Below are 24,304 nucleotides of genomic sequence, written 5' to 3' on the forward strand. Positions count from 1 at the left end.
ACTTCACCGCACCCACCGACTTGACGCCACCCCCCGGCGCTCCCCACTCTCGCGTACGTACGCACAAGGACCGACCGCCACATCATGCAGCTTGTCATCGTCGAATCGCCCGCCAAGGCGAAGACCATCGAAAAATATCTGGGGTCCGACTACCGCGTCCTCGCTTCCTACGGCCATGTCCGCGACCTGCCGCCCAAGGACGGGTCGGTGAACCCGGACGAGGGGTTCGCGATGGATTGGGAAACCTATGCCGACAAGACAAAGCAGCTGAAGGCGATCACCGACCTCGCCAAGACCGCCGACCGCCTGATCCTCGCCACCGACCCCGATCGCGAGGGCGAGGCGATCAGCTGGCATGTGCAGGAGGTGCTGAAGAAGCGCCGCGCGCTGCCGAAGGAAGTCGAGCGGGTCACGTTCAACGCGATCACCAAGCCGGCGATCCTCGCGGCGATGAAGGCACCGCGCGACCTCGATACCGACCTGATCGATGCGTACCGGGCGCGGCGTGCGCTCGACTATCTGGTCGGGTTCACCCTGTCGCCGGTGCTGTGGCGCAAGCTGCCGGGCGCCAAGTCGGCGGGGCGGGTGCAGTCGGTGGCGTTGCGCCTGCTGGTCGAGCGCGAGCGTGAGATCGAGACCTTCAAGGCGCAGGAATATTGGTCGGTCGTCGCCAAGATGGAGGCCGATGGCACGCCGTTCGACGCGCGGCTCGTCAAGCTTAGGGGCAAGAAGCTCGACAAGCTGTCGCTGGGCGATGCCGGATCGGCCGAAGTCGCCAAGGCGGCGGTGGTCGATGGGCGCTTCACCGTCGTGAATGTCGAGACGAAGCCCGCGACGCGTAATCCGCCGCCGCCCTTCACGACCTCGACGCTGCAACAGGAAGCGGCGCGCAAGCTGGGCTTTTCGGCCAGCCACACGATGCGGGTGGCGCAGTCGCTCTACGAAGACGGCGCGATCACCTATATGCGGACCGACGGCGTACAGATGGACGGGTCGGCGATCGACGCCGCGCGCGGGGCGATCGCCAACCGCTATGATGGCAGCTATGTCCCCGACAAGCCGCGGCAATATCAGACCAAGGCCAAGAATGCGCAGGAAGCGCATGAGGCGATCCGGCCTACCGATTTTTCGAAGGACCGTGCGGGCAGCGGCGATCATGCGCGGCTGTACGACCTGATCTGGAAGCGGGCGCTGGCCAGCCAGATGGCGTCGGCGCGGATGGAGCGGACGGCGGTCGAGCTGGAGGACCAGACCGGACAGACGGGCTTGCGCGCGACCGGACAGGTGGTGTTGTTCCCCGGATACCTGGCGCTGTACGAGGAAGGTCGCGACGATGCGTCGGACGAGGATTCGCGCCGCCTGCCGCTGCTGCGCTCGGGCGATGCCCCGGCCAAGAAGGACGTCGTTTCCGAACAGCATTTCACCCAGCCGCCGCCGCGCTTTTCGGAAGCGTCTCTGGTCAAGCGGCTGGAGGAACTGGGGATCGGGCGTCCGTCGACCTATGCCTCGATCATTCAGGTGCTGAAGGATCGCGGTTACGTTCGCGTCGAGAAGAACCGCTTCTTCGCCGAGGAGACCGGGCGGTTGCTGACCGCATTCCTCGAACGCTTCTTCGAGAAATATGTCGGCTACGACTTCACCGCCGGGTTGGAGGAAGAGCTGGACGACGTGTCGGGCGGGCGGGCCGAATGGCAGGCGGTGCTCGAGGCGTTCTGGCGCGACTTCAAGCCGCGCACTTCGGAGGTGATGGAGCAGCAGCCGAGCGCGATCACGGCGGAGCTGGACCAATTCCTCGGATCGTACCTGTTCCCCGAAAAGGCCGACGGGAGCGACCCGCGGCTGTGCCCCAATTGCGGTGAGGGGCGGCTGGCGTTGCGCGGCGGCAAGTTCGGGGCGTTCATCGCCTGCTCCAACTATCCCGAGTGCAAGTACACCCGCCGCTTCGCGCAGCCGGGTGGCGAAGAGGGTGGCGATGCCGGGCCGGAAGGGCTGGGCAAGGACCCGGCAACCGGGCTGGAGGTCGAGCGCAAGTCGGGGCGGTTCGGTCCCTATATCCAGCTGGGCGAGGGCAAGGATGCCAAGCGCGCGTCGATCCCCAAGGATATCGGCGAGCTGACCCTCGAATGGGCGCTGAAGCTGCTGAGCCTGCCGCGCACCATCGGCAATCATCCGGAGACGGGCGAGCCGATCGAGGCGGCGATCGGGCGCTATGGCCCCTATCTGAAGCATGCCGGCAAATATGCGCGGTTGCAGTCGACGGCGGACGTGTTCGAAACCGGCATGAACGCGGCGGTGGTCAAGCTGGCCGAGGCGGCGGCGGGCGGCGGGCGTCCGGCGCGTGGCGCTGCCAAGGAGCCGCTGAAGGTGCTGGGCGCGCATCCGCGGACCGAGGCCGAGATCAAGCTGATGGAAGGGCGCTATGGCCCCTATGTCACCGACGGCACGACCAACGCGACGATCCCGAAGTCGATCGAACCGGCGGCGCTGACGCTGGAGGAAGCGGCGCAACTGATCGACGACCGCGCGGCGGCGGCGCCGGCCAAGGGCAAGAAGAAGCCCGCGGCGAAGAAGACGGCACCGAAGAAAGCGGCGGCGAAGGACGCCAAGCCGGCGGCCAAAAAGCCTGCTGCGAAGAAGGCCGCGCCGAAAAAGGCGGCGGATTGACCTCGTTGCGCGGGATCGGGCGTCGGTCCAGCGCAGGCTGGAGCCTTATGCGGCTCCGGTCCCGTGCTTCAACCGGGAGATTCCAGCCTGCGCTGGAATGATGAACGGTCGAGGGCAGGGAAGCCGTTTCCGATCCGCCTGCGGCCGGTATATCCGGCCGCAGCGGGTCAGTGGGCGCGGGCTTCGGTCCGCAGGAAGGCGCGTGCGGCCTTTTGCGCGTCGGCGATCTGGCGCGGCGTCATGTCGCAGGCGATCTCGGCGCGCCAGTGCTGCGCGTCCTCCAGCCCCGACATCGCGGCGAGGTTGAACCATTTGTGCGCCTCGACGAGGTCGATGACCGTGCCGCCGGTGCCGCTGGAATAGCAGATGCCGAGTTCGAACCACGCGGCGCCGGTGTCGCGTTGCGCTTCTTCCGCCCGGCTTTCCTGGAGAAAGCGGGCGCCTTCCAAACCAATGCCCATATCCACAACCCCTGTTGGTACGGGCAGAGAAATGGGGCACCGGCCCTTGCAATTTAGTTAATGCGCATAACCACTTAGGTTACGTACGTTAAGGTACGCAGCGCTTAACCATCTAAGTCCCGGAAAGAGCGTCGAGCGTCGGACGGATGCCCGACAGATCGTAACCTGCCGCTTGACCTGCCGCGACCAGTTCGGCCGAGTCGCGACCACCCTTGGCACTGGCGAGCGCCCACAGGTTGCACGACCGCGTGCCCGAACGGCAATAAGCGAGGATCGGGCCATCGGCTTCGGCGAGTACGCCAGCCATCGCGTCGAGTTGCGGGTGGCTGAACCCGGCATGGGTGATCGGGATGGCGTGATAGGCGAGGCCGGCGGCAGCGGCAGCTTCGGCGATGGCGTCGCCGCCCGGCTGGCCGGCTTCCTCGCCATCGGGACGGTTGTTGACGATGGTGGTGAAGCCCTGTGCCTTCAGCGTCGCGACATCGTGGGCGGTGATCTGCGGGCTGACCGAGATGCGGTCGTCGATACGGCGGATTTGCATGGGGCGAGGATAGCGGCGCGGCAGGAGCGACGCAAATCCTCCCCGGTACGGGGAGGGTGGTGGAGGGGGCGTGCGGCAAACGGAACCGTTGCGTGCGCGGACATCCCCCTCCACCAGCTTCGCTGGTCCCCCTCCCCGTGCCGGGGAGGATTTAGTGTTGTTTGATTACCGCGAGGAACGCGTCGCCATAGGCCTGCAGCTTCTTCTCGCCGACGCCGGTGATCCGGCGCATGCCGCCGATCGTCTGCGGTCGGTCGGTGGCCATGTCGCGCAGCACGGAGTCGTGGAAGATGACATAGGGCGGCACGCCGGCCTCCTGCGCCAGTTCGCGGCGCTTGGCGCGCAGTGCCTCGAACAGCGGATCGCCGGTCGGGTTGGGCGTCGTGCCGCTGCCGCGCCGCCGCCGCTCGCGCTTGGGCGGGACGATCAGCGACAGCGTGTCGCCGCCCTTCAGCAACCCACGCGCGGCGGGGCCGAATTCCAGCCCGCCATGGTCATTGGCGCGCAGCGCATCGCGCAGTTGCAGTGCGCGGCCGACCGGTTTGAGCAACGCGATCTCGTCGCCATCGACGATGTTCCACACCGACAGGTTTTCGTGGCCGTTCGTCAGGCTGCGCTCGGTCGACTGGCCGGTCAGCACCTGTTCGATATAGGTCGCGCCGAACATCATGCCGGTGCGGAATACCGCCGACAGATATTTCTGCGCGACCTGTGTCGCGTCGACCGCATTGGGCGGGGTCAGGCAATTGTCGCAATTGCCGCAGAACTCGGGTGGCGACTCGCCGAAATGGCGCAGCAGCATCGCGCGGCGGCAACCGGCGGTCTCGACCAGCGCGCCGAGCGCGTTCAGTCGCTGTCGTTCGCCGGGCTGGCGGGCGGGTTCGACTTCGCCGATCCGCTGGCGTGCGCGGGCGAAGTCGTCGGCACCCCAGAACAGGTGCGCGACCGCCGGATCGCCGTCGCGGCCGGCGCGGCCGGTTTCCTGATAATAGGCCTCGATCGATTTCGGCAGCCCGGCATGCGCGACGAAACGCACGTCGGGCTTGTCGATGCCCATGCCGAAGGCGATGGTGGCGACCATCACCATGTCCTCGGATGCGACGAAGTCATGCTGGTTGCGCTGGCGCACGGCGGGGTCGAGACCGGCGTGGTAGACCCGTGTCGGCCGCCCCGTCTTCGCCAGTGCCTCGGCCAGCCGTTCGGTCCCGGCGCGCGACTGGACATAGACGATGCCGGGGCCGGGGGTGGCGGCGATCACGTCGGCGATCTGGCGCGTGCCCTGATCGCGCGGGGTGATGTGGTAACGGATATTGGGCCGGTCGAAGCCGGCGACGATCAGCCCGTCCTGCGGGATGCCGAGCTGTTCGAGGATGTCGGCGCGGGTATGCGCGTCGGCGGTGGCGGTGAGCGCCAGACGCGGCACCTGGGGGAACTGGTCGAACAACGGGCGGAGCAGGCGATAATCGGGGCGGAAATCATGGCCCCATTCGCTGACGCAATGCGCCTCGTCGATCGCGAACAGCGCAAGGTTGCCGCGGCTGAGCAACTCGCGGAAATCGCTGCCTGACGCGCGTTCGGGCGCGACATAGAGCAGGTCGAGCTCGCCATCCAGAAACCGGCCGCGCGTCTCGGCCCGATTGTCGTCGGCGCTGGTCAGCGTGGCGGCGCGAATGCCGACCGCGGTCGCCGCACGCAACTGGTCATGCATCAGCGCGATCAGCGGCGAGACGACGACGCAGGTGCCCGGAAGCATCTGGGCGGGCAATTGATAGGTCAGCGATTTACCGGCACCGGTCGGCATCACCGCCAGCGTGCGTTCCCCGGCGAGGACGCGGTCGACCACCTGCCGCTGGACGCCGCGAAAGTCGGGAAAGCCGAAGGTCGATTGCAATACGGGGATCGGGTCGAGCACCATTGCCCTCCACCTAGGGATGCGGGCCTCGGGCGTCGAGGGTTAAGGCACCCGGACGGCGCGCCAGTCGTCGCCGGTGATCGCCGCTTCGCCGACCGTGCCGCTGTAGCTGCGTCCGGCGGCGGTGAAGCGGATCGCGGTGCCGCGCAGCGTGCCGGTGATCGCGGCAGCACCCAGCGTACCGGTCACGTCCTGAAACCGCTGGTCGAAATGCAACGCGACTTCGCGTCCGTCGGCCAGGGTGGCCCGCCAGTCGCCGCCGGCGACGGCGGGGACGATCCACAGATACACCCGGCGATCGGCGACCAGTCGCTCCGCGTCGGCGCGCCATTCGCCCATGTCGAAGGCATGGGTGACGATGCGCGTGCCGGGGCGGAGTTCGGTCAGCAGGCGCGGGCGCAGCGCGAGATTGATCCGCGGCAACAGGTACATCGTCACGACGCTGGCATCGCGCAGCGGCACGTCGAACAGATTGGCGCGGGTGAAGCGGGCGCGGTCGCCGACCTCGTACAGCGCGGCATTGCGGCGGGCGCGCTCGACCAGCGTGGCGTCGATCTCGACGCCGCTGGCGCGCGCGCCGAGGCGGGCAGCGGCGATCGTGATGCGGCCGTCGCCAGCGCCAAGGTCGATCAGCGTATCGTTCGCCCCGACTTGCGCCATCGCCAGCATCGCATCGACGACCGGTTCGGGGGTCGGGACATAGGGAACGTCGTAGTCGGGTTCGCGTGCGGCGATGCCCTGTCCACGCAGGATGTCGCCCATGCCGTCGCCGTACGCGGTGGTGCAACCGCTCAGCAGCAGCACCGCCGGCAGCAGCGCCCTCACGCGGTCGCCGCCGTCCGCAGCCAGTCGGCGGTTTCGGCCGAGCGGGTGACCGGGATCATGTGGCCGCCGGCAATTTTGGTGAGGGTCGCACCGGGGATCATCGCGGCGGTGCGGTCGCCCTGCTGCTGCGGGTCGAGCAGTTGGTCGTCGCGGCCGTACAGGATCGCGACCGGCAGGCCGATCGATGCGTAGCGTGCCGCCATGCCCGATACCGCGCGATTGGCGTCGTCGATCTCGAACGCGCCCGCCTGATAGCTGGACGGACGCAGCGCGACGAGGCCGCCGCCGCGCGTGCCGAAATCCATCGGCACCGCGTCGGGGGCGAAGACATGTTTGGCGACGACGGGGCCGGTCAGGGTGGTGAGCGGTACGCCATATGTCCATGCGGCCAGCCCGCGCAGCGGGGCGGGCGGGGCCTTGCCGCGAAAGATCGGCGGGATATGGTCCATCGGCTGGGTCAGCGGTGCGATGAGCGCGAGCCCACGGACCTTGCCCGGATGGTCGAGCGCCACAGCCAGCGCGACCGCGCCGCCCATCGAATGGCCGACCAGCAGCGGGCGGTCGAGCCCCAGCGCGTCGATAAGGTCGGCGAGCATGCGCGCCTGTTCCTCGACCGGCGGATGGCTGCCATCGACGCTGCTATGTCCCCAGCCGGGCCGGTCGACGAGGATCAGCCGGTGATCGGCGAGTTCGGCGGTCAGCGCATAGGAGAAGTTGCGAAGTTGCCCGTACAGGCCGTGCAGCAGCACCATTACGGGCCCGTCGCCACCGGTATCGACATAATGCAGCCGCCCGCCCGGCACATCGACGAAATCCCCGTCCGCCGGCACCATCGCTTCGGAGGCGCTGGCGGCGAGCGCCGTCCATAGCGCGAGGCCGCCGCCGACCAGTGCCGTGGTCGTTGCCGCCTTTTTCAGCCTGTCGTGCACCGCTCGCTCTCCCGCTTTGCCCTGGCCGATACGCGCGGGGGGCAGGGAGTGTCCATCGGATACGGTTTAGGCCTCCGCCAGCGCGGCCTCGCGCTCCGCCGCCTGTCGCGCCCACATTTCGGCATAGGTGCCGTTCGCGCGGAGCAGTTCGCCGTGCGATCCGCTTTCGACGACGCGGCCGGCCTCCAGCACGACGATGCGGTCGGCATGGACCACCGTCGACAGGCGGTGGGCGATGACGATCGTCGTGCGCCCGCGCTCGATCGCCTCCAGCGTCGCGAGGATGTCGGCCTCGGTCCGGCTGTCGAGCGCGCTGGTCGCTTCGTCGAGGATCAGCACCGGCGGGTTCTTGAGCAGCGTGCGGGCGATGGCGACGCGCTGTTTCTCGCCGCCCGACAGTTTCAGGCCGCGCTCGCCGACGCGGGTGTCGAAGCCTTGCGGCAGGCTGGCGATGAACGGCGCGATCGACGCGCCCTGTGCCGCGCGCGCGATATCGTCGGTGGTGGCATCGGCGCGGCCATAGGCGATGTTGTAGCCGATCGTGTCGTTGAACAGCACCGTATCCTGCGGCACGATACCGATCGCGCTGCGCAGCGACGCCTGCGCGACGGTCGCGATATCCTGTCCGTCGATGGTGATGCGGCCTGCCGTCGGATCGTAGAAGCGGAACAGCAGCCGGGCGAGCGTCGACTTGCCCGCGCCCGACGGCCCGACCACGGCCAGCGTCGTGCCCGGTGGAATGTCGAGGTCGATGCCGTTCAGGATCGTGCGACCGTCGCCATAGCCGAAGCCGACCCCTTCGAAGCGGACATGGCCGCTGGTGACGGCGAGGGCGGGTGCACCGGGGGCGTCGACGACCTCGGCGGGGGTGTCGATCAGGTCGAACATCGCGCCCATGTCGACCACGCCCTGCCGCACGGTGCGATAGACCATGCCGAGCAGGTCGAGCGGGCGGAACAACTGGGTCAGCAGCGTCGATACCAGCACCACGTCGCCGGCCGAAAACTGGCCGCGCGCCCAGCCGAACACCACCAGCGCCATGCCGCCGCCCAGCATCAACGCGGTAATCAGCGCCTGGCCGATATTGAGCAGCGCCAGCGAATTTTCGGACTTCACTGCCGCATCGGCATAGCTGGCGACGGCGCGGTCGTAGCGCGCGGCCTCGCGCTCTTCGGCCCCGAAATACTTGACCGTCTCGAAATTCAGGAGCGAATCCACCGCATGCGCGACCGCGCCGGTGTCGAGGTCGTTCATCCGTTCGCGCAAGCTCGATCGCCAGTCGGTAACCCAGCGGGTGAAGGCGATGTAGAACACGACCATCGCCACCGTGCCGACGACCAGCCAACTGCCGAACCGCGAGCCGAAGATCCACAGCACCAGCCCCAGTTCGAGGATGGTCGGCGCGATGTTGAACAGCAGGAAATACAGCATCGTGTCGATGCTCTTCGTGCCCCGTTCGACGACCTTGGTCACCGCACCGGTGCGCCGTTCGAGGTGGAAGCGCAGCGACAGCGCATGGAGGTGACGGAACACCGACGCCGCCAGCCGCCGGGTCGCATCCTGTCCGACGCGTTCGAACACGACGTTGCGCAGATTGTCGAACAGCGTGCCGGCAAAGCGCGCGGCGGCATAGCCCGCGACCAGCGCCACCACCAGCCACAGCGCGTCGCGCGACCCCGCCGCCATGGTGTCGATCGCACCCTGCAATGCGAAGGGCGCGCCGCGCACCTGCACGACCTTCGACGCGACGACCAGCGCCAGCGCGGCGACGATGCGTATCTTCAGTCCCGTGGCGCCGACGGGCCAGAGATAGGGGAGGAAGCGGCGGAGGGTCGCCAGCATCGGCCGGGTCGGACCGGAGGCGGTTGCGGTATCGGGAGGCATTGCAAGCGCCATTTGGGGAACCGGGCGCGCGGGCGCAACGCTTCGTCGGAACAAGCCGCTGTCGAATGTATTGAATCACACGGTAGGAGACGATCGATGGCACCTCTGGTCTATGTGATGGCGATCCTCGGTTGCGGTGACAATGGCGCCGCCTGCAGTCGCGAACGTACCGTCCCGGTCAGCTATGCGAGCGTGGCGGAATGCCAGGCAGCGGTGCCGACGATGCTCGCCCGCAACACGGACCTGTCCTATCCGGTCATCAGCGCGACGTGCGAGCGCGGCGGCGCACAGATCGCCAGCAACCCGCAACGGGCGAAGCGCGACGCCGGCTGACGCTTGACGCCGAACCGGCGCACGAATACTTACAGTGATGTAAGTAACGGAGGCGGTGATGGCGACGCAGGGGATCGAAACGGTGCAGCCGATGCGCCGCGATTGGGGCACGGCATGGGCTGCGTTGCGGCGGCTGTTGGCCGATGGCAACGATACCGTGCAGGTATTCCGGATCATGAGGGCGCTGAACGCCGATACCAGCCATCGCAATTATGCGCGGTTGCTGGCCGAACCGGGCGGTGGCCGGATCGCCTATGACCATGTCGAACTGACCCGGCGATTCTCCGACCGGGCGTGGATCGATGCGCTGCCCGAGGGTAGCGTCGGTGCGCATTACCGCGCCTTTCTCGATCGCACGGGCTTCTCGGCACAGGGGTTGGCGGAGATCAGCTATGCCGATGGCGAGGGATGGCAGGACGCGCCGCATCCGGTCGCGTGGTTCGGTCGGCGCGAGCGCGACGTCCATGATATCTGGCACATACTGACCGGCTATACGGCCGAGGAGCATCTGGGCGAGGCGTGTCTGGTCGCCTTTTCCTATGCGCAGACCGGCGGGCTGGGCTGGGCCGCGATCGGGCTGGGCGCGGCGCTCAAGTCGTTGCGGGTGACCGGCGAGCGGGCGTTCGCAAAGGCGGTGTGGGAGGGATATCGCCATGGCCGCCGCGCGCGCTGGCTGCACGCCGAGGATTATGAGGCGCTGCTGGCCGAACCGCTCGACGCGGCACGGCGGCGGCTGAACATTGCCGAACCGGTGGCATACCATGCCGCGCAGCTGCGGCTGCGCGAACAGGGGTTGCAGGGAATTTAGGGCCGAATTTTACCCGCTTCCTCATCCTTCCGTGGCTTTGCCCCTCCCTCTTCCGCCGGGAGAGGGAAATGGCGAGAGGGGGCGCGCCTACTTCGCCAGTGCCGCGCTGGCCTTGGCCTCGCCTGCGTCGCGGACCGCCTTGGCCCGGGCTTCGGCCTGCTGCTCGACCAGCTTGGCCTCGTCGCGCATCGCATCGGCGCGGACCTTCAGTCGTTCGGCATCGTAACCGCCGGCCTGTTGCGCCTGGTTGAGCAGTCCTTCGGCTTCGACCTTCATCTGCGCCGTCTGGTTCTCGGCGGCAGCCTCGATCGCGTCGGCTTCGGCATCGGCCTGATCGCGCAGCTGTTCGGCCTGCTGCTGCTGCGGGGTCTGCGATCCGCAGGCGGTGAGGGCGAAGGCGGCAGCGGCCGCGAGAGCGAAGCGGGTCATGGCATATCCCTGTTGTATTTCGACAACCCCAATTCCCGGCGGCGCGGAAAGTTGCGTTCGTATAACATGGGCCTGTCCGTGGCGGGTTCCGTCGGGCGGGGCGTGGCGGTAACGGTCGGTCGCAGATGCTGACCCGCCTGACCTTGACCGACTTTCGCAATCATGCGGCGGCGACACTCGAACCCGGGCCGGGCTTCGTCGTGCTGAGCGGCCCGAACGGCGCGGGCAAGACCAACGTGCTGGAGGCGGTGTCGCTGCTGGCGCCCGGCCGCGGGCTGCGCCGCGCCGCGCTGTCGGACATGGCGCGCGAGGGCGGGGCGGGCGGGTTCGGGGTCGCCGCCGAGCTAACCGGCGACGTTCGGCTGGGAACGGGCACGCAGGCCAATGCGCCCGAACGGCGGATCGTGCGGGTGAACGGAGCCGGCGCGTCGGCGACGGTGCTGGCGGAATGGCTGTCGGTCCTGTGGCTGACCCCGGCAATGGACCGGCTGTTCGTCGAGCCGGCGGGCGAGCGGCGGCGGTTCCTCGATCGGATGACGCTGGCGCTGTTGCCCGGCCATGCCGCGCAGGCGACACGCTATGACGCGGCAATGCGCCAGCGCAACCGGCTGTTGGCGGAAGAAGGCGCGCCCGATCCCGACTGGCTGTCGGCGCTGGAGGCGCAGATGGTCGAACATGGCGTGGCGCTGGGCGCGGCGCGGGCGGATTGCGTGGCGATGCTCGACGCGCGGATCGCCGATACGCCGTCCACCGACTTTCCGCGCGCGGCGCTGGCATTGGAGGGGTGGCATGGCGATGCCGCGCTGTTCGCGCGCGAACTGGCGGCCGGGCGCGCCCGCGACGCGGCGGCGGGGCGGGCGCTCAGCGGTCCGCATCGCGCCGACCTGATCGTCACCGACCGCGACCGGGGGCAGGCGGCGGCGCGCTGTTCGACCGGCGAGCAGAAGGCGTTGTTGCTGGGACTGGTGCTGGCCCATGCCGAACTGGTCGCCGAGCGCGCCGGCCGTCCGCCGCTACTGTTGCTCGACGAGGTCGCGGCGCATCTCGACCCGGCGCGGCGCGCGGCACTGTTCGCGCGGGCGGCGGGGGTGGGACAGGTATGGCTGACCGGGACCGAAGCGGGCCTGTTCGCCGACATTCCCGCCGATGCGACGCGGTTCCACGTCGCGCAGGGACTGGTTCAGTCGACCGGCGCGTAAAAGCGCAGTTCGTTCGGGATCTTTTCGGGCGCCTCGCCATGCACCCGCGCCATCGCCGCGGCGATCGCATAGCCGAGGCCGGCGGTATAGAAGGGCTTGGCGACGCAGCCGAGGATCAGCGGATGGTCGGCGACGTCCGGACAATTGCCGCTGAGGAACAGGCAGGGGATGCCGCGTGCGGCCAGCGCCACCGCGACGGTCCGCCCCGAATCACCCTGTGCCAGCCGCACGTCGCACAGCGCCAGATCGGGTCGATCGGCATCGGCCAGCGCCAGCGCGCTCGCCTGCGTATCGGCGACGCCGGTGACGACATGGCCGTGCAGCGTCAACGCATCCTCGACCAGCATCGCGACGAGGGCCTCATCCTCGACCAGCATGATCCGCAGCTTATCGGCCATGGGCACGTCCCGGGATCGAAAGGGTCAGGCGGTCGGTACCGTTGCGCGTCAGCGTCGCACGCAACTGGCGCGACAGGCCGCGGACCAGCCGGCCATCGTCGACCGACGGCCGGGTCACGCCCATCGTCGGTCCGATCAGCGCGATCTCCATCGCATCGCCGCCGACATCGATCGCGACCCGCGTCAGCGTGTCGGGATCGGGGTCGAGCATCGCATGCGCCAACAGGGCAACGGCGGCGGCCTGTTCGATCGGCAGGCAGGCGGTGCCGTGCGCGGTGACCTCGATCGGATCGCCATCGCCGCGTTCGGTGATCGCGTCGAGCAGCGCGGCGATATCGATCGAGGTCGGCGTATCGGCGGCGTAGAGCGGGCGATGGGCGGCCGCGAGCACTTCCAGCCGCGCGGCGGCGGCGGCCAACGCCGCCTTCGCCGTATCGTCGGCGGTATCGGCAGCACCGAGCCGGACGACCGCGACCGCGGTCTGCAGCGCGTTGCGCACGCGGTGGTTGAGTTCGCCGAGCAGCCGTTCGCGGGTCGCGATCCCCTCACGCAGTTCCGCCTCGATCTTCAGCCGGTATTTGGCGAGCGCGACATAGTGGCAGACGGTGTGGAGGAAGGCGAGTTCGTCGGCGTCGAACCGGTCGGTCCAGCGCCGCCCGAAACCGAGCGTGCCGAGCAGCGTCGATCCATGTACCAGCGGCGTACAGGCATAGGCATCGATGCCGAGGTCGCGGACGAAGCCGGTCAGCGGATCGTCCGATGCCTGTACCGCGAACGCCTGGATCGGGCGACGTTCCTGCGCTGCGAAGCCGCAAACCGCCTGCCCGACCGACAGCCGCGCGCCGGCGGACGCCTCCGCCTCGGTCAATCCGGCATGGGCGACCAGCGTCAGGCCATCGCTGTCGAACCGATAGTTGAAAAAGACGTCAAGTCGCAATTCGTCGGAAATGAGCGCAAACAGATCCTCGACCATCGCTGCCGGATCGTCGGCGGCCAGCATCTTGTCAGCCGCTTCGCCCAGCAGGCGCAACTGGCGGCGCGGCAGGTTGTCGACCGGGTCGGCAGGACGCGGACTGCCGGGAGTCGCGCCGAACGGGGCGAGATCGTTCATATCCCGGCATGTACGGCCTTCACCGGTCGGATTCCATAGCGAAAACAGGCAAAACGGACCATGACTTGACCATCGTGGCGGCCTCGCCTATCTGCCGCGGTGCAGCGACGCTTTTTCAGGCAGCGTGATCGGACCTTGATGGTCTCGGCTCCGCGTCGATGCTCAACCGGCTTCCCTAGTCACGCGGGTCGCAATTTTTTGCCCCGCCATCCGTGCGCCCATCGTGTGCGCCGCACGGATGCCGGACCTGTTTTATAGGAACTGTCATGTCCTTCCAGTCGCTTGGCCTGTCGAAGTCGATCCTCGACGCGCTCGCCGCCAAGAATTACGAAACCCCCACCCCGATCCAGCGCGACGCGATCCCGCTGGTCCTCGAAGGGCGCGACCTGCTGGGCATCGCCCAGACCGGCACCGGCAAGACCGCCGCCTTCGTGCTCCCCTCGATCGATCTGCTGGTGAAGGCGAATGTCCGTCGCCGGCCGATGCGCTGCCGGATGCTGGTGCTGGCGCCGACGCGCGAACTGGTCAGCCAGATCGCCGACAATGCCCGCGCCTATGCCAAGCACAGCAAGCTGACCGTCGCCACCGTGTTCGGCGGCGTGCCGGTTGCGCGCAACATCCGCGACGTGGCGTCGGGCGTCGACATCCTCGTCGCGACGCCGGGCCGGCTGCTCGACCTGATCGACCAGAAGTGCCTGGGGCTGGGCGAGCTCGAAATCCTCGTGCTCGACGAAGCCGACCAGATGCTCGACCTCGGCTTCATCCACGCGCTGCGCCGCATCGTGTCGATGGTGCCGAAGTCGCGCCAGACGCTGTTCTTCTCGGCCACCATGCCGAAGGATATCCGCGAACTCGCCGACAAGTATCTGACCGATCCGGCCACCGTGCAGGTGACGCCGGTGTCGTCGACCGCCGAGCGCGTCGAGCAGTTCGTCACCTTCGTCCAGCAGACCGAGAAGCAGACGCTGCTGACGCTGTTCTTCCGCAATACCAAGATCGACCGGGCGCTGGTGTTCACCCGCACCAAGCACGGCGCGGACCGCGTCGTGAAGCTGCTGGCGGCGAACGGCATCGCGTCGAACGCGATCCACGGCAACAAGTCGCAGCCGCAGCGTGAGAAGGCGCTGGCCGCATTCCGTGACGGCACTGTGCCGATCCTGGTCGCGACCGACATCGCCGCGCGCGGCATCGACGTGTCGGGCGTCAGCCATGTGGTGAATTTCGAACTGCCCAACGTGTCGGAACAATATGTCCACCGCATCGGCCGGACCGCGCGCGCGGGTGCGTCGGGCGTGGCGTTCAGCTTCTGCGCGGACGATGAGCGCCCGTTCCTGAAGGGGATCGAGCGGCTGACCAAGCAGAAGGTCGAGGTCGTGCCGCTGCCCGACGATTTCCTGCAGCAAAGCGCGCAGATCAAGGCGAGCCGCGCGCCCTATGCGCCCGACCGGCCCGAGCGTAGCCCGAGCGAGCGCGGTCCGGCGCGTCCACGTGCGACCCATGCCCATGGCGCCAAACCCGCGCAGGGTCGTGGCGGTCCGGCGCGCGGCGGTCAGTCGCAGCGCGGCGAAGGGCAGGGCGGTGGCCGTCCGCCGCAGCGTGAAGCCGGCGCCGGTGGCGGCGGTCGTTCGGGTGGCGGCGGACGCGGTCGCGGCGGTCGCGGTCGCGGCGGCGCTCCGCGCGCGACGGCGTAACGCTCCCAAATCCTCCCCGGCACGGGGAGGGGGACCAGCCGCAGGCTGGTGGAGGGGGATGTCCGCGAACGCTACGGTTTCGTATGCTGCGCTCCCCCTCCCCATGCCGGGGAGGATTTACAGTTCGCGCAACGCCCTTGCCGGTCTCGCGCTCAGGATCGGCAGGGCGCCGAGCAGGCCGATGCCGACGGTGACCCCGACCCCGGTCGCGAGCGTCAGGCCGATCGCGCGATAGTCGGGCAGCCAGTCGAACGCGAACAGTTCGACCACGACATACCAGCCGCCCGCTATCCCGATCACCGCCGCCAGCGCAGCGAGGATCGCGGCGAGCAGCAGATATTCGAGCGCCTGTGCCGCCAGAATCTGACCACGGGTCGCGCCGAGCGTCTTCAGGATCACCGAATCATAGGTCCGCGTCTCGCGCGCGGCCGCGATCGCGCCGATCAGCACGGCGATGCCGGCGAGGATGGCGATGCCCGCTGCCGCCGCGATGGCGGTGGCCATTTGCGACACGATATCGCGGACTTGCCCGATCACCTCGCGCACTTCGACGACCGAGGTCGAGGGGAAACGCGCCGACAGCGCACGCAGGATGGCGCGTTCGCGGCCGGGCGGCATGGTGATCGTCGCGGCAAGGTTGTGCGGAACGTCGGACAGGGCGTTGGGGCTGAACACCATCACGAAATTAAAGCCCATATTGTCCCATTCGATCTTGCGGAACGAGGCGATGGTCGCGGTGCGTTCCTGTCCGGCGACGCTGATCGTCAGCGGATCGCCAAGCTTCAGCTTCAGCGCGTCGCCCATGCGTTCGTCGACCGATACCAGTGGTTTGCCGGCATAGTTAGCAGGCCACCAGCGACCCGCGACCAGTTCGCTGCCGGGCGGCAGGGTGCGGGCGAAGGTCAGGCCGCGTTCGCCGCGCAGCGCCCATGCGCCTTCGGGGATCGTCTTCAGGTCGGCGACGCGGGTGGTGCCATAGGCGGTGATCGTGCCGCGCATCAGGGGGACGGTCTGGATATCGGCGTCGGGCTGGAAGTTGACGATAGTTGCACGGAACGACGATTCCTGCGCCGGGGGCACGTCGAGCGCGAACAAGGCGGGCGCGCGGGCAGGGACGGTCCGTGCGATGTTGGCATCGAGGCTGGTGCGGATCGTCGCCAGCAGGACGAACAGGGTCAGGCCGAGGCCAAGCGCCACGACCAGTGCGCCGGTCCGCGCGCCGGGGCGGTGGAGCGCGCTGACCGCGAGGCGCAACAGGGGGCGGCGGGGGCGGGGCAGCCGCGCGGCGGCCCAGCGGATAGACCAGCCAAGTATCGATAATATAAGGAGAAGTCCGGCAGCGGCTGCCAGAAAGGCCGCGCCGAACCAAGGGCGTTCGCTGGTGATCAGGACCAGCGCGACGATGCCCGCGAACGCCGCGCCCATCCAGATCGCAGCCTTCCAGCGGGGTGGTTTGCGAGGGTCATGGACGCCACGCAACAGCCCGGCGGCGGGGACTGCGCCTGCCGCCAACAATGGCGGGGCGGCGAAGGCGAGCGCGATCAGCAGGCCATAGGCGGCGGCCTGTAGCAGCGGCAGGGGCTGGATCGCGAACCGCGGCGCGACCGGCAGGACGTCGCCCGCGACCGCGACGATCAGCGGCACGGCGGCTACGCCGATCGCGAGGCCGATGGCGATGCCGATCGCCGAAACCGCCATGATCTGAAGCAGATAGACGCGTGCGATCAGGCCGGAGGTTGCCCCCAGCACCTTGAGGGTCGCAATGCTCGACCGGCGGGTGGCGAGGTAGGACGACACGCCGTTGCCGACGCCGATGCCCGCGATGACCAGGGCGGTGAGGCCGACCAGCACCAGAAATTCGCCCATGCGCGTCAGGAAGCGTTCGGCGCCGGGCGAGGCGCGGTCGCGGGTGCGGCTGTCCCAGCCCTGCGCCGGATAGCGGTCGGTAAACGCCTTGATCGCGGTCGCCGGATCATAGCGGCTGGCGATGCGGTATTTGCTTTCATAGAGGCTGCCGGGCGCGATCAGGGCGGTGCGCTGCAACCCCTCCAGCGAGACCAAAGCCACTGCACCTAAAGTAAAACCTTCGCTCAGCCGGTCGGGTTCGTCGGCGATGATCCCGGCGACGGTGAAGCGCGCGGTGCCGAAGCGGACCGGACCGCCGACGCGCAGTTTCAGCCGTTCGACCAGTGCGGGGCCGACATAGGTTTCGGTAGGGGACAGCGGGCGGGCGGTGCCGGTTTGCAGGGTCAGCGTGCCGTAGAGCGGATAGGCGCGGTCGACCGCCTTCAGCTCGATCGGCGCGGTTTCCCCGCCGAAGTTGACACCCATCGACTGCATGCGCAGCGTTTCGGACACGCGGCCCAGTTTCTCCATCGACCGCCGCTCGGCATCGCTGGCGGTCCGCTGCGATACCGAGAGTTCGAGATCGCCGCCGAGCAGGCTGCGGCCACGGGCGGATAGCTCGGCGGTGATCGACTGGGTGAGGCTGCCGATCGCGGCCAGCGCGCCGACGCCGAGGATCAGGCAGACCAGCAACAGCCGGAGGCCCCGGAAGCGGGCATCGAGTTCGCGGCGGGCGAAGCGCCATGCGAGACGCCATTCGGTCATGCGATGGCTCGATGGGTTGCGGTTTCAGGCGAATGCACGATCGTGCCCCCGCGCAGGCGGGGGGCCAGGGCCAAGCAGCACCGCCGGTTGCGTGTGCCGCCCTGGACCCCCGCCTGCGCGGGGGTGCGGTTGAGCGCATTTTGCAGCGGTCGACTCATCGCCCCGTGTCCCGTGCGATGCGACCGTCAGCGAGTTCGACCACCCGGTCGCAGCGTTCGGCGAGTGCGGGATCGTGGGTGATGACCAGCAATGTCGCCTGGGTGGCGGCGCGGCGTTCGAACAGCAGGTCCATGATCGCATGGCCGGTCGCGCGGTCGAGATTGCCGGTCGGTTCGTCGGCGAAGACCAAGGCCGGGCGTCCGGCCAGCGCGCGGGCGATGGCGACGCGCTGTTGCTCGCCGCCCGACAATTGCGTCGGATAATGGTGAAGGCGATGGCCGAGGCCGACCGATGCCAGTTCGGCCTCGGCCCGCGCAAAGGCGTCGGCGACCCCGGCCAGTTCCATCGGTACCGCGACGTTTTCGAGCGCGGTCATCGTCGGCAGCAGGTGGAACGCCTGTAGCACGATGCCGATCCGGCCGCGCCGCGCGCGGGCCAGATCGTCCTCGCCCATCGCGCCGAAGTCGGCGCCGGCGACATGGACCTGTCCGCCGCTGGCGCGCTCCAACCCGGACAGCACCGCCATCAGCGACGATTTCCCAGATCCCGATGCGCCGAGCAGCGCGACGCTGGTCCCGGCGGGGACGGCAAGGTCGATGCCGTGCAGGATGCGGGTCGCGGCGTCGCCTTCGCCGAGCGTCAGGGTGACACCGCGCGCGTCGATGACCATATCGTTCGAAACGGATTGCATGGAGTGTTTTCGCCAGTGACGAAGCAGGGACCCACATATGCGGGCGCATTCGCCATTCTCCAAGGCGCGTTGCTGCTGTCGGGATGCAACCAGCCCGATTTGTCGGAAGCCAATGACGCGACGCCGGTGAATGTCGCCGCCGACGCGACGCCCGCGCCGGTCGCTTCGCAGGCGCCGGTGGCGGGGCCGGAACGGCTGGTGCTGGCATTCGGGGACAGCCTGTACGCCGGGTACGGCCTCGCGCGCGGCGACAGCCTGCCCGACGATTTGCAGGATGCGTTGCGCGCGGACGGGATCAACGCGCGGGTCGTGAATGCCGGGATTTCGGGCGATACCAGCGCGGCGGGGCGGCAGCGGCTGGCCTATACGCTCGACAAGCTCGACCGGAAACCGGACCTCGTCCTGCTGGGGCTGGGCGGCAACGATCTGTTGCGGCAGATTCCGCCGGCCGAGACGCGGGCGAACTTCACCGCGATGCTCGACACATTGCAGAAGCGCGGCATTCCGGTGGTGCTGACCGGCATGATGGTGCCGCCCAATCTGGGGCCGGACTATGCCGCGGCGTTCAACCGCATCTGGCCCGACATGGCCAAGCGCTATGATGCGACGCTCGATCCGTTCATCCTGGCCGGGGTGATCGGCAACCGGGCGTTGATGCTGCCCGATGGCATCCATCCGAATGCGCAGGGCGTCGACCGGATCGTGGCCCGGCTGGGGCCGGTGGTCGCCGGGCGGTTGCGGGCGATCGATCCGGCGGGGTGAGGGGTGATGCGCTAGCCCTTTACTTGATCAAGGCCCCTTTGAAAGTCCTCCGCCCACCCCGGAACGCTTCCGTGCCCCCGCGAAGGCGGGGGTCCAGATCCAGGCAAAACAAAGCTTTGCGAGTGCGGCCCTGGATCCCCGCCTTCGCGGGGATACGATGAAGCGGACTCTCGCAAAGGTCTCGACCTGATCCGAGGATCCTCTTCCTCTTGTCAGCCTCCTGCTAATATCGTATACGATGCGTCGCGATCATGGAGGAAGATGTGGTTTCTGGTTCGAGCATGTGGACGGGCGTCTATCCCGCAGCGACGACGCAGTTCGCGGCGGATGGTTCGGTCGATATCGACGCGACGCAGCGTGGATTGGTAGCGCTGGTCGAGGACGGTGTCGACGGGCTGATCCTGCTCGGCACCTGTGGCGAGAATAATTCGCTCGATGTCGAGGAAAAGCACGCCGTGCTGCGCGCCGGGGTCGAGGCGGTCGGCGGGCGCGTGCCGCTGGTATGCGGCGTGTCCGAATTCACGACGCGCCGGGCGGCGGCGTTCGCGAAGGAGGTCGAGGCGATCGGCGTCGACGCGCTGATGCTGCTGCCGGCGATGGTCTATGTGCCCACGCCCAACGAACTGGCGACGCATTTCCGCACCGTGGCGGAAGCGACCGGGCTGCCGATCATGCTCTACAATAATCCGCCCGCGTACCGCGTGTCGGTCGACTTCGCGACGCTCGAACTGCTCGAGCCGGTGAAGAACATCGTCGCGGTCAAGGAAAGCGCGCCCGATCCGCGCCGCTTTACCGACGTCATCAACCGCTTCGGCGACCGTTATATCGTAATGGCGGGGCTGGACGATGTCGCGCTGGAGGGCATGTTGCTGGGGGCGAGCGGCTGGGTATCCGGCCTGACCAGCGCCTTCCCGCAGGAATCGGTCGCGCTGATCGCGGCGGTCGACCGCGGCGACTGGGAAGAGGCGCGACGCATCTATCGCTGGTTCATGCCGCTGCTCCACCTCGATGCCGAACATGATCTGGTCCAGTCGATCAAGCTGGCCGAGGAGATCATGGGGCGCGGGTCGGAGCGCGTCCGCCTGCCGCGCCTGCCGCTCGAAGGCGCGCGCCGGGCCGAAGTGATCGCGATGGTCGAAAAGTGCGCGGCGACGCGGCCGGTGCTCAAGGCGGCTCTCGCCGCCTGATGCGCCACACCTTCTTCTGCATCGACGGCCACACGGCGGGCAATCCGGTCCGCCTCGTGGCCGGGGGCGCGCCGCTGTTGCGGGGCGCCAGCATGGCGGAGCGGCGGCAGGATTTCCTGGCGCGCTTCGACTGGATCCGCACCGGACTGTGCTTCGAGCCGCGCGGGCACGACATGATGTCGGGCGGGTTCCTGTACCCGCCGTGCGGCGATGCGGATGCGGCGATCCTGTTCATCGAGACGTCGGGCTGCCTGCCAATGTGCGGGCATGGCACGATCGGGATGATCACTTTCGGGCTGGAGAACGGGCTGATCACCCCGCGCGCGCCGGGACGGTTGCGCGTCGAGGTGCCGGCCGGGGTGATCGACATCGATTATGTGGCGGAGGACAACCGCGTCCGATCGGTGAAGATTCGCAACGTGCCCGCCTATCTGGCCCGCCAAGGGCTGGAGATCGACGTGCCGGGCTTCGGGCCGCTGTCGATCGACGTCGCCTATGGCGGCAATTATTATGCGATCGTCGAACCGCAGGGGGCCTATGCCGGGCTCGACGATCTGGGCGCGGCGCGGATCGTCGAGTTGAGCCGGACGATCCGCGACATGGTCCGCGCGGTCTATGAACCGGTCCATCCGGCGGAACCGACGATCCGCGGCGTCAGCCATGTGCTATGGGCCGACCAGCCGAAGGGCGAGGGCGCAGACGGGCGCAACGCGGTCTTCTATGGCGAGCGCGCGATCGACCGCAGCCCGTGCGGGACCGGCACCTCGGCACGGCTGGCGCATCTGGCGGCGACCGGACGGTTGCAGGTCGGCGACCGCTTCGTGCATGAAAGCTATATCGGCAGCCGCTTCGTCGGGCGGGTCGAGGCGGAGACGATGATCGGCGACCAGCCGGCGATCGTACCGTCGATCGAGGGATCGGCGATCGCGACGGGTTTCAACACGATCTGGATCGATCGCGAGGACCCGTTCTTCGCCGGCTTCACGGTGGTGTGACGCGGGACAGATAGGGGGAGCGGGCCTTGGCACAAGGGATATGGGGGCCGCTAAAGCCCCTCGACGCAGGCGATGCGGAGCCGGATCGCAAACTGCGCAAGACGCTCAGCTGGCCGCATCTGATCGCGCTCGGCATCGGCGCGATCGTCGGGACCGGCATCTATACGCTGACCGGGGTCGGTGCGGACCGCGCGGGGCCGGCGGTGATCCTGTCCTTCGCGATCGCGGGGGCGGTGTGCGCCTGCGCCGCGCTCGCCTATGCCGAGATGGCGACGCTGATCCCGACCGCGGGCAGCGCATACACCTACAGCTATTCGGTGATCGGCGAAGGCATCGCGTGGATCGTCGGGTGGAGCCTGATCCTCGAATATTCGCTCGCCTGTTCGACGGTCGCGGTCGGCTGGTCGGCCTATCTGGTCGGGTGGCTGCAGAGTGCGGGCTTGCAACTGCCGGCGATGCTGTTGTCGGGGCCGCACGGCGGGGGAATCGTGAACCTGCCGGCGGTGCTGGTGGCGCTGGGCATTGCCGGCATGCTGGTCGCGGGGACGCGCGAGAGCGCGACGTTCAACATCGTGCTGGTCGCGATCAAGATGGTCGCGCTGGCGGTGTTCGTCGCCTTTGCGCTGCCGGCGTTCAACGGCGGCAATTTCGAACCGTTCATGCCGTACGGCTTTGGCAGCCAGGTGCAGGGCGGGGCGACGCGCGGGGTGATGGCGGCGGCGGCGATCGTATTTTTCGCCTTTTACGGCTTCGATGCGGTCGCGACCTCGGCAGAGGAAGCGCGCAATCCGGGACGCGACCTGACGATCGGGATCGTCGGGTCGATGGCGGCGTGTACCGCCATCTATATGGGCGTCGCGGTCGCCGCGATCGGCGCGGTCAGCTATATCGATCTCGGTCGCTCGGCCGAGCCGCTGGCCTATGTGCTGCGCACGCTCCAGCATCCCTTTGCCGCATGGGCGATCGGGCTGGCGGCGCTGATCGCGCTGCCGTCGGTCATCCTCGTGATGATGTATGGGCAGAGCCGCATCTTTTTCGTGATGTCGCGCGACGGGTTGCTGCCGCGCGGCCTCAGCCGGGTGTCGGCGCGGACGGGCTCGCCCGCGCTGGTGACGATGGTGACCGGTGTGTTCGTGGCGGCGGTGGCCGGCTTCTTCCGGCTCGACGAGATTGCCGAACTGGCCAATGCCGGCACGCTGCTGGCGTTCATCGCGGTGGCGACGTGCATGATGGTGCTGCGCCGCCGTGCGCCCGAACTGAAGCGCGTATTCCGTTGCCCGGCGCCGTTCGTGGTGGGGACGCTGGCGATCCTCGGCTGCGTGTATCTGATGGTCAGCCTGCCGACCCAGACGCTGGTGCGCTTCGGGCTGTGGAACGTGGTCGGCGTGCTGTTCTACCTCGCTTATGGTCGCACACGCAGCCTGGTGCGAACGCGCGGATGATCGAGCGAGCCATCGTTATCGGGGATGGCGTGGTCGGGCTGAACGTCGCGCTGGCGTTGCAGCGGCGCGGCACACAGGTGACGATCGTCGCCCCCGATGCGCCGTGGCGTGGCGCGTCATGGGGCAATGCCGGGCATATCGCGGTCGAACAGGTCGAGCCGCTCGCGTCGCTGGCGACGATCCGCAGCGTGCCGCAGCGGTTGTTTTCGCGGGGCGGCGCGTTGGCGCTGCCGCTGGCCGCGATCGGTGCATGGCTGCCCTTTGCGCTGCGGATGCTGGCGGCGGCGCGGCCGGCGCGGTTCCGGCGCGGCAAGGCGGCGCTGTCGGCCTTGCTCGCCACGGCGATCCCGGCATGGCGACGGGTGCTGGCGGAAGCGGGCGCGCCCGACCTGCTGCGCGTCGACGGGCATTTCGTGGTGTGGGAGACGCCCGCGACCGCCGCGCGCGGCCGGGCGGCGTGGATGGCGGCCGACACCGGCACCGCCAGCGTGCGTGACGCGACGGCGGGGGAACTGGCGCAGCTGGCGACGCTGACCCGCGTGCCCGTCGCCGGTGCGGTGCGGTTCGAGGGCAGCGGCCAGATCACCGACCCGACCGCGCTGGGCAAGGCGCTGACCGCCCGGTTCGCGGGGCAGGGCGGAAGGTTCGTTCATGGCCGGGTGCGCGCGGTGGCGCGCGACGGGCAGGTGACGTTGGACGACGGTACGACCCATGCCGCCGATGTCGCGGTGATCGCCGCCGGCGCCGCCTCGGCCGCGCTGGTCGCGCCGCTGGGTATGAAGGCGCCGCTGATCGCCGAGCGCGGCTATCATGTCGAGGGCGATCCCGGCGACTGGCCGGCCGACCTGCCCCCGGTGGTGTTCGAGGATCGCTCGATGATCGTCACCCGCTTCGCCGACCGGTTGCGCGCGGCGAGCATCGTCGAATTCGCCCGCATCGATACCCCGCCCGACCAGCGGAAATGGGCGCGGTTGCGCGACCATGTCGCCGGCCTCGGCCTGCCGCTTCGCGAACCGGTCGAACCATGGATGGGCGCGCGCCCGACGCTGCCGGACTATCTGCCTGCGATCGGGCGGCAGGGGGCGGTCGCCTATGCCTTTGGCCACCAGCATCTCGGCCTGACGCTGTCGGCGACGACGGGCGAGGCGCTGGCGGCGCTGTTGCAGGGTGAGACACCGGCGGTCGACCTGACCCCGTTCGATCTGGGGCGCTTCGCATGAGGCGCGATTGCGTGGCCCGCTGCCTCCAAGCTAAGGATCCGCACCCGGCATTT

General features: G+C 68.6%; 21 protein-coding genes. 10 read left to right on the forward strand and 11 right to left on the reverse strand.

Features of this window, described 5'->3' with window-relative positions:
• Positions 1-84: 84 nt before the first annotated feature.
• Complete coding sequence (gene topA, locus ACZ1JS_RS00150) at positions 85-2,664, forward strand: type I DNA topoisomerase (RefSeq protein ID WP_465167173.1); 2,580 nt, start codon at positions 85-87, stop codon at positions 2,662-2,664.
• Between the two features lie 167 nt (positions 2,665-2,831).
• Here topA and ACZ1JS_RS00155 read toward each other — a convergent pair whose 3' ends face one another.
• The 6 genes from ACZ1JS_RS00155 to ACZ1JS_RS00180 all read right to left on the reverse strand — a co-directional run bounded on the left by ACZ1JS_RS00155 (position 2,832) and on the right by ACZ1JS_RS00180 (position 9,216).
• Positions 2,832-3,125 carry an SEL1-like repeat protein gene (locus ACZ1JS_RS00155; protein ID WP_345879147.1) on the reverse strand — a complete coding sequence of 98 codons (294 nt, stop codon included), beginning with the start codon at positions 3,123-3,125 and terminating at the stop codon, positions 2,832-2,834.
• Between the two features lie 112 nt (positions 3,126-3,237).
• Positions 3,238-3,666 (reverse strand): protein tyrosine phosphatase family protein, encoded by a 429-nt coding sequence (locus ACZ1JS_RS00160; RefSeq protein WP_465167174.1) that lies wholly within the window; start codon positions 3,664-3,666, stop codon positions 3,238-3,240.
• Positions 3,667-3,817: 151 nt separating this feature from the next.
• Entirely contained in the window at positions 3,818-5,581 is a 1,764-nt protein-coding gene (gene recQ / locus ACZ1JS_RS00165; RefSeq protein WP_465167175.1) for a DNA helicase RecQ, read from the reverse strand.
• Between the two features lie 39 nt (positions 5,582-5,620).
• Entirely contained in the window at positions 5,621-6,403 is a 783-nt protein-coding gene (locus ACZ1JS_RS00170; RefSeq protein WP_465167176.1) for a class I SAM-dependent methyltransferase, read from the reverse strand.
• Positions 6,400-7,332 (reverse strand): alpha/beta fold hydrolase, encoded by a 933-nt coding sequence (locus tag ACZ1JS_RS00175; RefSeq protein WP_465167177.1) that lies wholly within the window; start codon positions 7,330-7,332, stop codon positions 6,400-6,402. The genes ACZ1JS_RS00170 and ACZ1JS_RS00175 overlap by 4 nt, the downstream gene beginning before the upstream one ends.
• A 66-nt stretch (positions 7,333-7,398) precedes the next feature.
• Positions 7,399-9,216: an ABCB family ABC transporter ATP-binding protein/permease gene (locus ACZ1JS_RS00180; protein ID WP_465167178.1), complete on the reverse strand. Its 1,818-nt coding sequence runs from the start codon at positions 9,214-9,216 to the stop codon at positions 7,399-7,401.
• A 96-nt stretch (positions 9,217-9,312) separates the two neighbouring features.
• Here ACZ1JS_RS00180 and ACZ1JS_RS00185 point away from each other — a divergent pair, with 96 nt between their 5' ends.
• Positions 9,313-9,549, forward strand: a complete 237-nt coding sequence (locus ACZ1JS_RS00185) for a hypothetical protein (protein WP_465167179.1) — start codon at positions 9,313-9,315, stop codon at positions 9,547-9,549.
• A gap of 58 nt (positions 9,550-9,607) precedes the next feature.
• Positions 9,608-10,357, forward strand: a complete 750-nt coding sequence (locus tag ACZ1JS_RS00190; RefSeq protein ID WP_465167180.1) for a Coq4 family protein — start codon at positions 9,608-9,610, stop codon at positions 10,355-10,357.
• An 87-nt stretch (positions 10,358-10,444) separates the two neighbouring features.
• Here the strand turns inward: ACZ1JS_RS00190 and ACZ1JS_RS00195 are convergent, their stop codons facing one another.
• Positions 10,445-10,786, reverse strand: coding sequence for a hypothetical protein (locus tag ACZ1JS_RS00195; RefSeq protein WP_440491886.1), 342 nt, complete (start codon positions 10,784-10,786; stop codon positions 10,445-10,447).
• Positions 10,787-10,911: 125 nt separating this feature from the next.
• Here ACZ1JS_RS00195 and recF point away from each other — a divergent pair, with 125 nt between their 5' ends.
• On the forward strand, positions 10,912-11,985 hold the full coding sequence (recF, locus tag ACZ1JS_RS00200) for a DNA replication/repair protein RecF (protein WP_465167181.1): 1,074 nt from the start codon (positions 10,912-10,914) through the stop codon (positions 11,983-11,985).
• Here the strand turns inward: recF and ACZ1JS_RS00205 are convergent.
• Together ACZ1JS_RS00205 and ACZ1JS_RS00210 are read right to left on the reverse strand one after the other, a co-directional pair.
• Positions 11,967-12,383 carry a response regulator gene (locus tag ACZ1JS_RS00205; protein ID WP_465167182.1) on the reverse strand — a complete coding sequence of 139 codons (417 nt, stop codon included), beginning with the start codon at positions 12,381-12,383 and terminating at the stop codon, positions 11,967-11,969. The genes recF and ACZ1JS_RS00205 overlap by 19 nt on opposite strands.
• Positions 12,373-13,494: a histidine kinase dimerization/phosphoacceptor domain -containing protein gene (locus tag ACZ1JS_RS00210; protein WP_465167183.1), complete on the reverse strand. Its 1,122-nt coding sequence runs from the start codon at positions 13,492-13,494 to the stop codon at positions 12,373-12,375. Before ACZ1JS_RS00210 ends, ACZ1JS_RS00205 begins: the two co-directional genes overlap by 11 nt.
• Before the next feature lie 266 nt (positions 13,495-13,760).
• Between ACZ1JS_RS00210 and ACZ1JS_RS00215 the strand changes: the two genes are divergently transcribed.
• Complete coding sequence (locus ACZ1JS_RS00215) at positions 13,761-15,185, forward strand: DEAD/DEAH box helicase (RefSeq protein ID WP_465167184.1); 1,425 nt, start codon at positions 13,761-13,763, stop codon at positions 15,183-15,185.
• Positions 15,186-15,302: 117 nt separating this feature from the next.
• Here ACZ1JS_RS00215 and ACZ1JS_RS00220 read toward each other — a convergent pair whose 3' ends face one another.
• Together ACZ1JS_RS00220 and ACZ1JS_RS00225 are read right to left on the reverse strand one after the other, a co-directional pair.
• The gene (locus ACZ1JS_RS00220; protein WP_465167185.1) at positions 15,303-17,795 is read right to left on the reverse strand and encodes an ABC transporter permease; all 2,493 of its coding nucleotides are present in this window, start codon (positions 17,793-17,795) and stop codon (positions 15,303-15,305) included.
• A 154-nt stretch (positions 17,796-17,949) separates the two neighbouring features.
• The gene (locus tag ACZ1JS_RS00225; RefSeq protein WP_056455720.1) at positions 17,950-18,645 is read right to left on the reverse strand and encodes an ABC transporter ATP-binding protein; all 696 of its coding nucleotides are present in this window, start codon (positions 18,643-18,645) and stop codon (positions 17,950-17,952) included.
• A 15-nt stretch (positions 18,646-18,660) separates the two neighbouring features.
• Here ACZ1JS_RS00225 and ACZ1JS_RS00230 point away from each other — a divergent pair, with 15 nt between their 5' ends.
• From ACZ1JS_RS00230 to ACZ1JS_RS00250, 5 genes are all read left to right on the forward strand, one after another.
• Positions 18,661-19,407 carry an arylesterase gene (locus ACZ1JS_RS00230; RefSeq protein WP_465167186.1) on the forward strand — a complete coding sequence of 249 codons (747 nt, stop codon included), beginning with the start codon at positions 18,661-18,663 and terminating at the stop codon, positions 19,405-19,407.
• A gap of 251 nt (positions 19,408-19,658) precedes the next feature.
• Positions 19,659-20,594 (forward strand): dihydrodipicolinate synthase family protein, encoded by a 936-nt coding sequence (locus tag ACZ1JS_RS00235; RefSeq protein WP_465167187.1) that lies wholly within the window; start codon positions 19,659-19,661, stop codon positions 20,592-20,594.
• Positions 20,594-21,589: a 4-hydroxyproline epimerase gene (locus ACZ1JS_RS00240; RefSeq protein WP_465167188.1), complete on the forward strand. Its 996-nt coding sequence runs from the start codon at positions 20,594-20,596 to the stop codon at positions 21,587-21,589. The genes ACZ1JS_RS00235 and ACZ1JS_RS00240 overlap by 1 nt, the downstream gene beginning before the upstream one ends.
• A 26-nt stretch (positions 21,590-21,615) precedes the next feature.
• On the forward strand, positions 21,616-23,031 hold the full coding sequence (locus ACZ1JS_RS00245) for an amino acid permease (RefSeq protein WP_465167189.1): 1,416 nt from the start codon (positions 21,616-21,618) through the stop codon (positions 23,029-23,031).
• Positions 23,028-24,251 (forward strand): NAD(P)/FAD-dependent oxidoreductase, encoded by a 1,224-nt coding sequence (locus ACZ1JS_RS00250; RefSeq protein ID WP_465167190.1) that lies wholly within the window; start codon positions 23,028-23,030, stop codon positions 24,249-24,251. The genes ACZ1JS_RS00245 and ACZ1JS_RS00250 overlap by 4 nt, the downstream gene beginning before the upstream one ends.
• Positions 24,252-24,304 lie beyond the last annotated feature (53 nt).

Source organism: Sphingomonas sp. BL-S-05, from assembly GCF_055521695.1.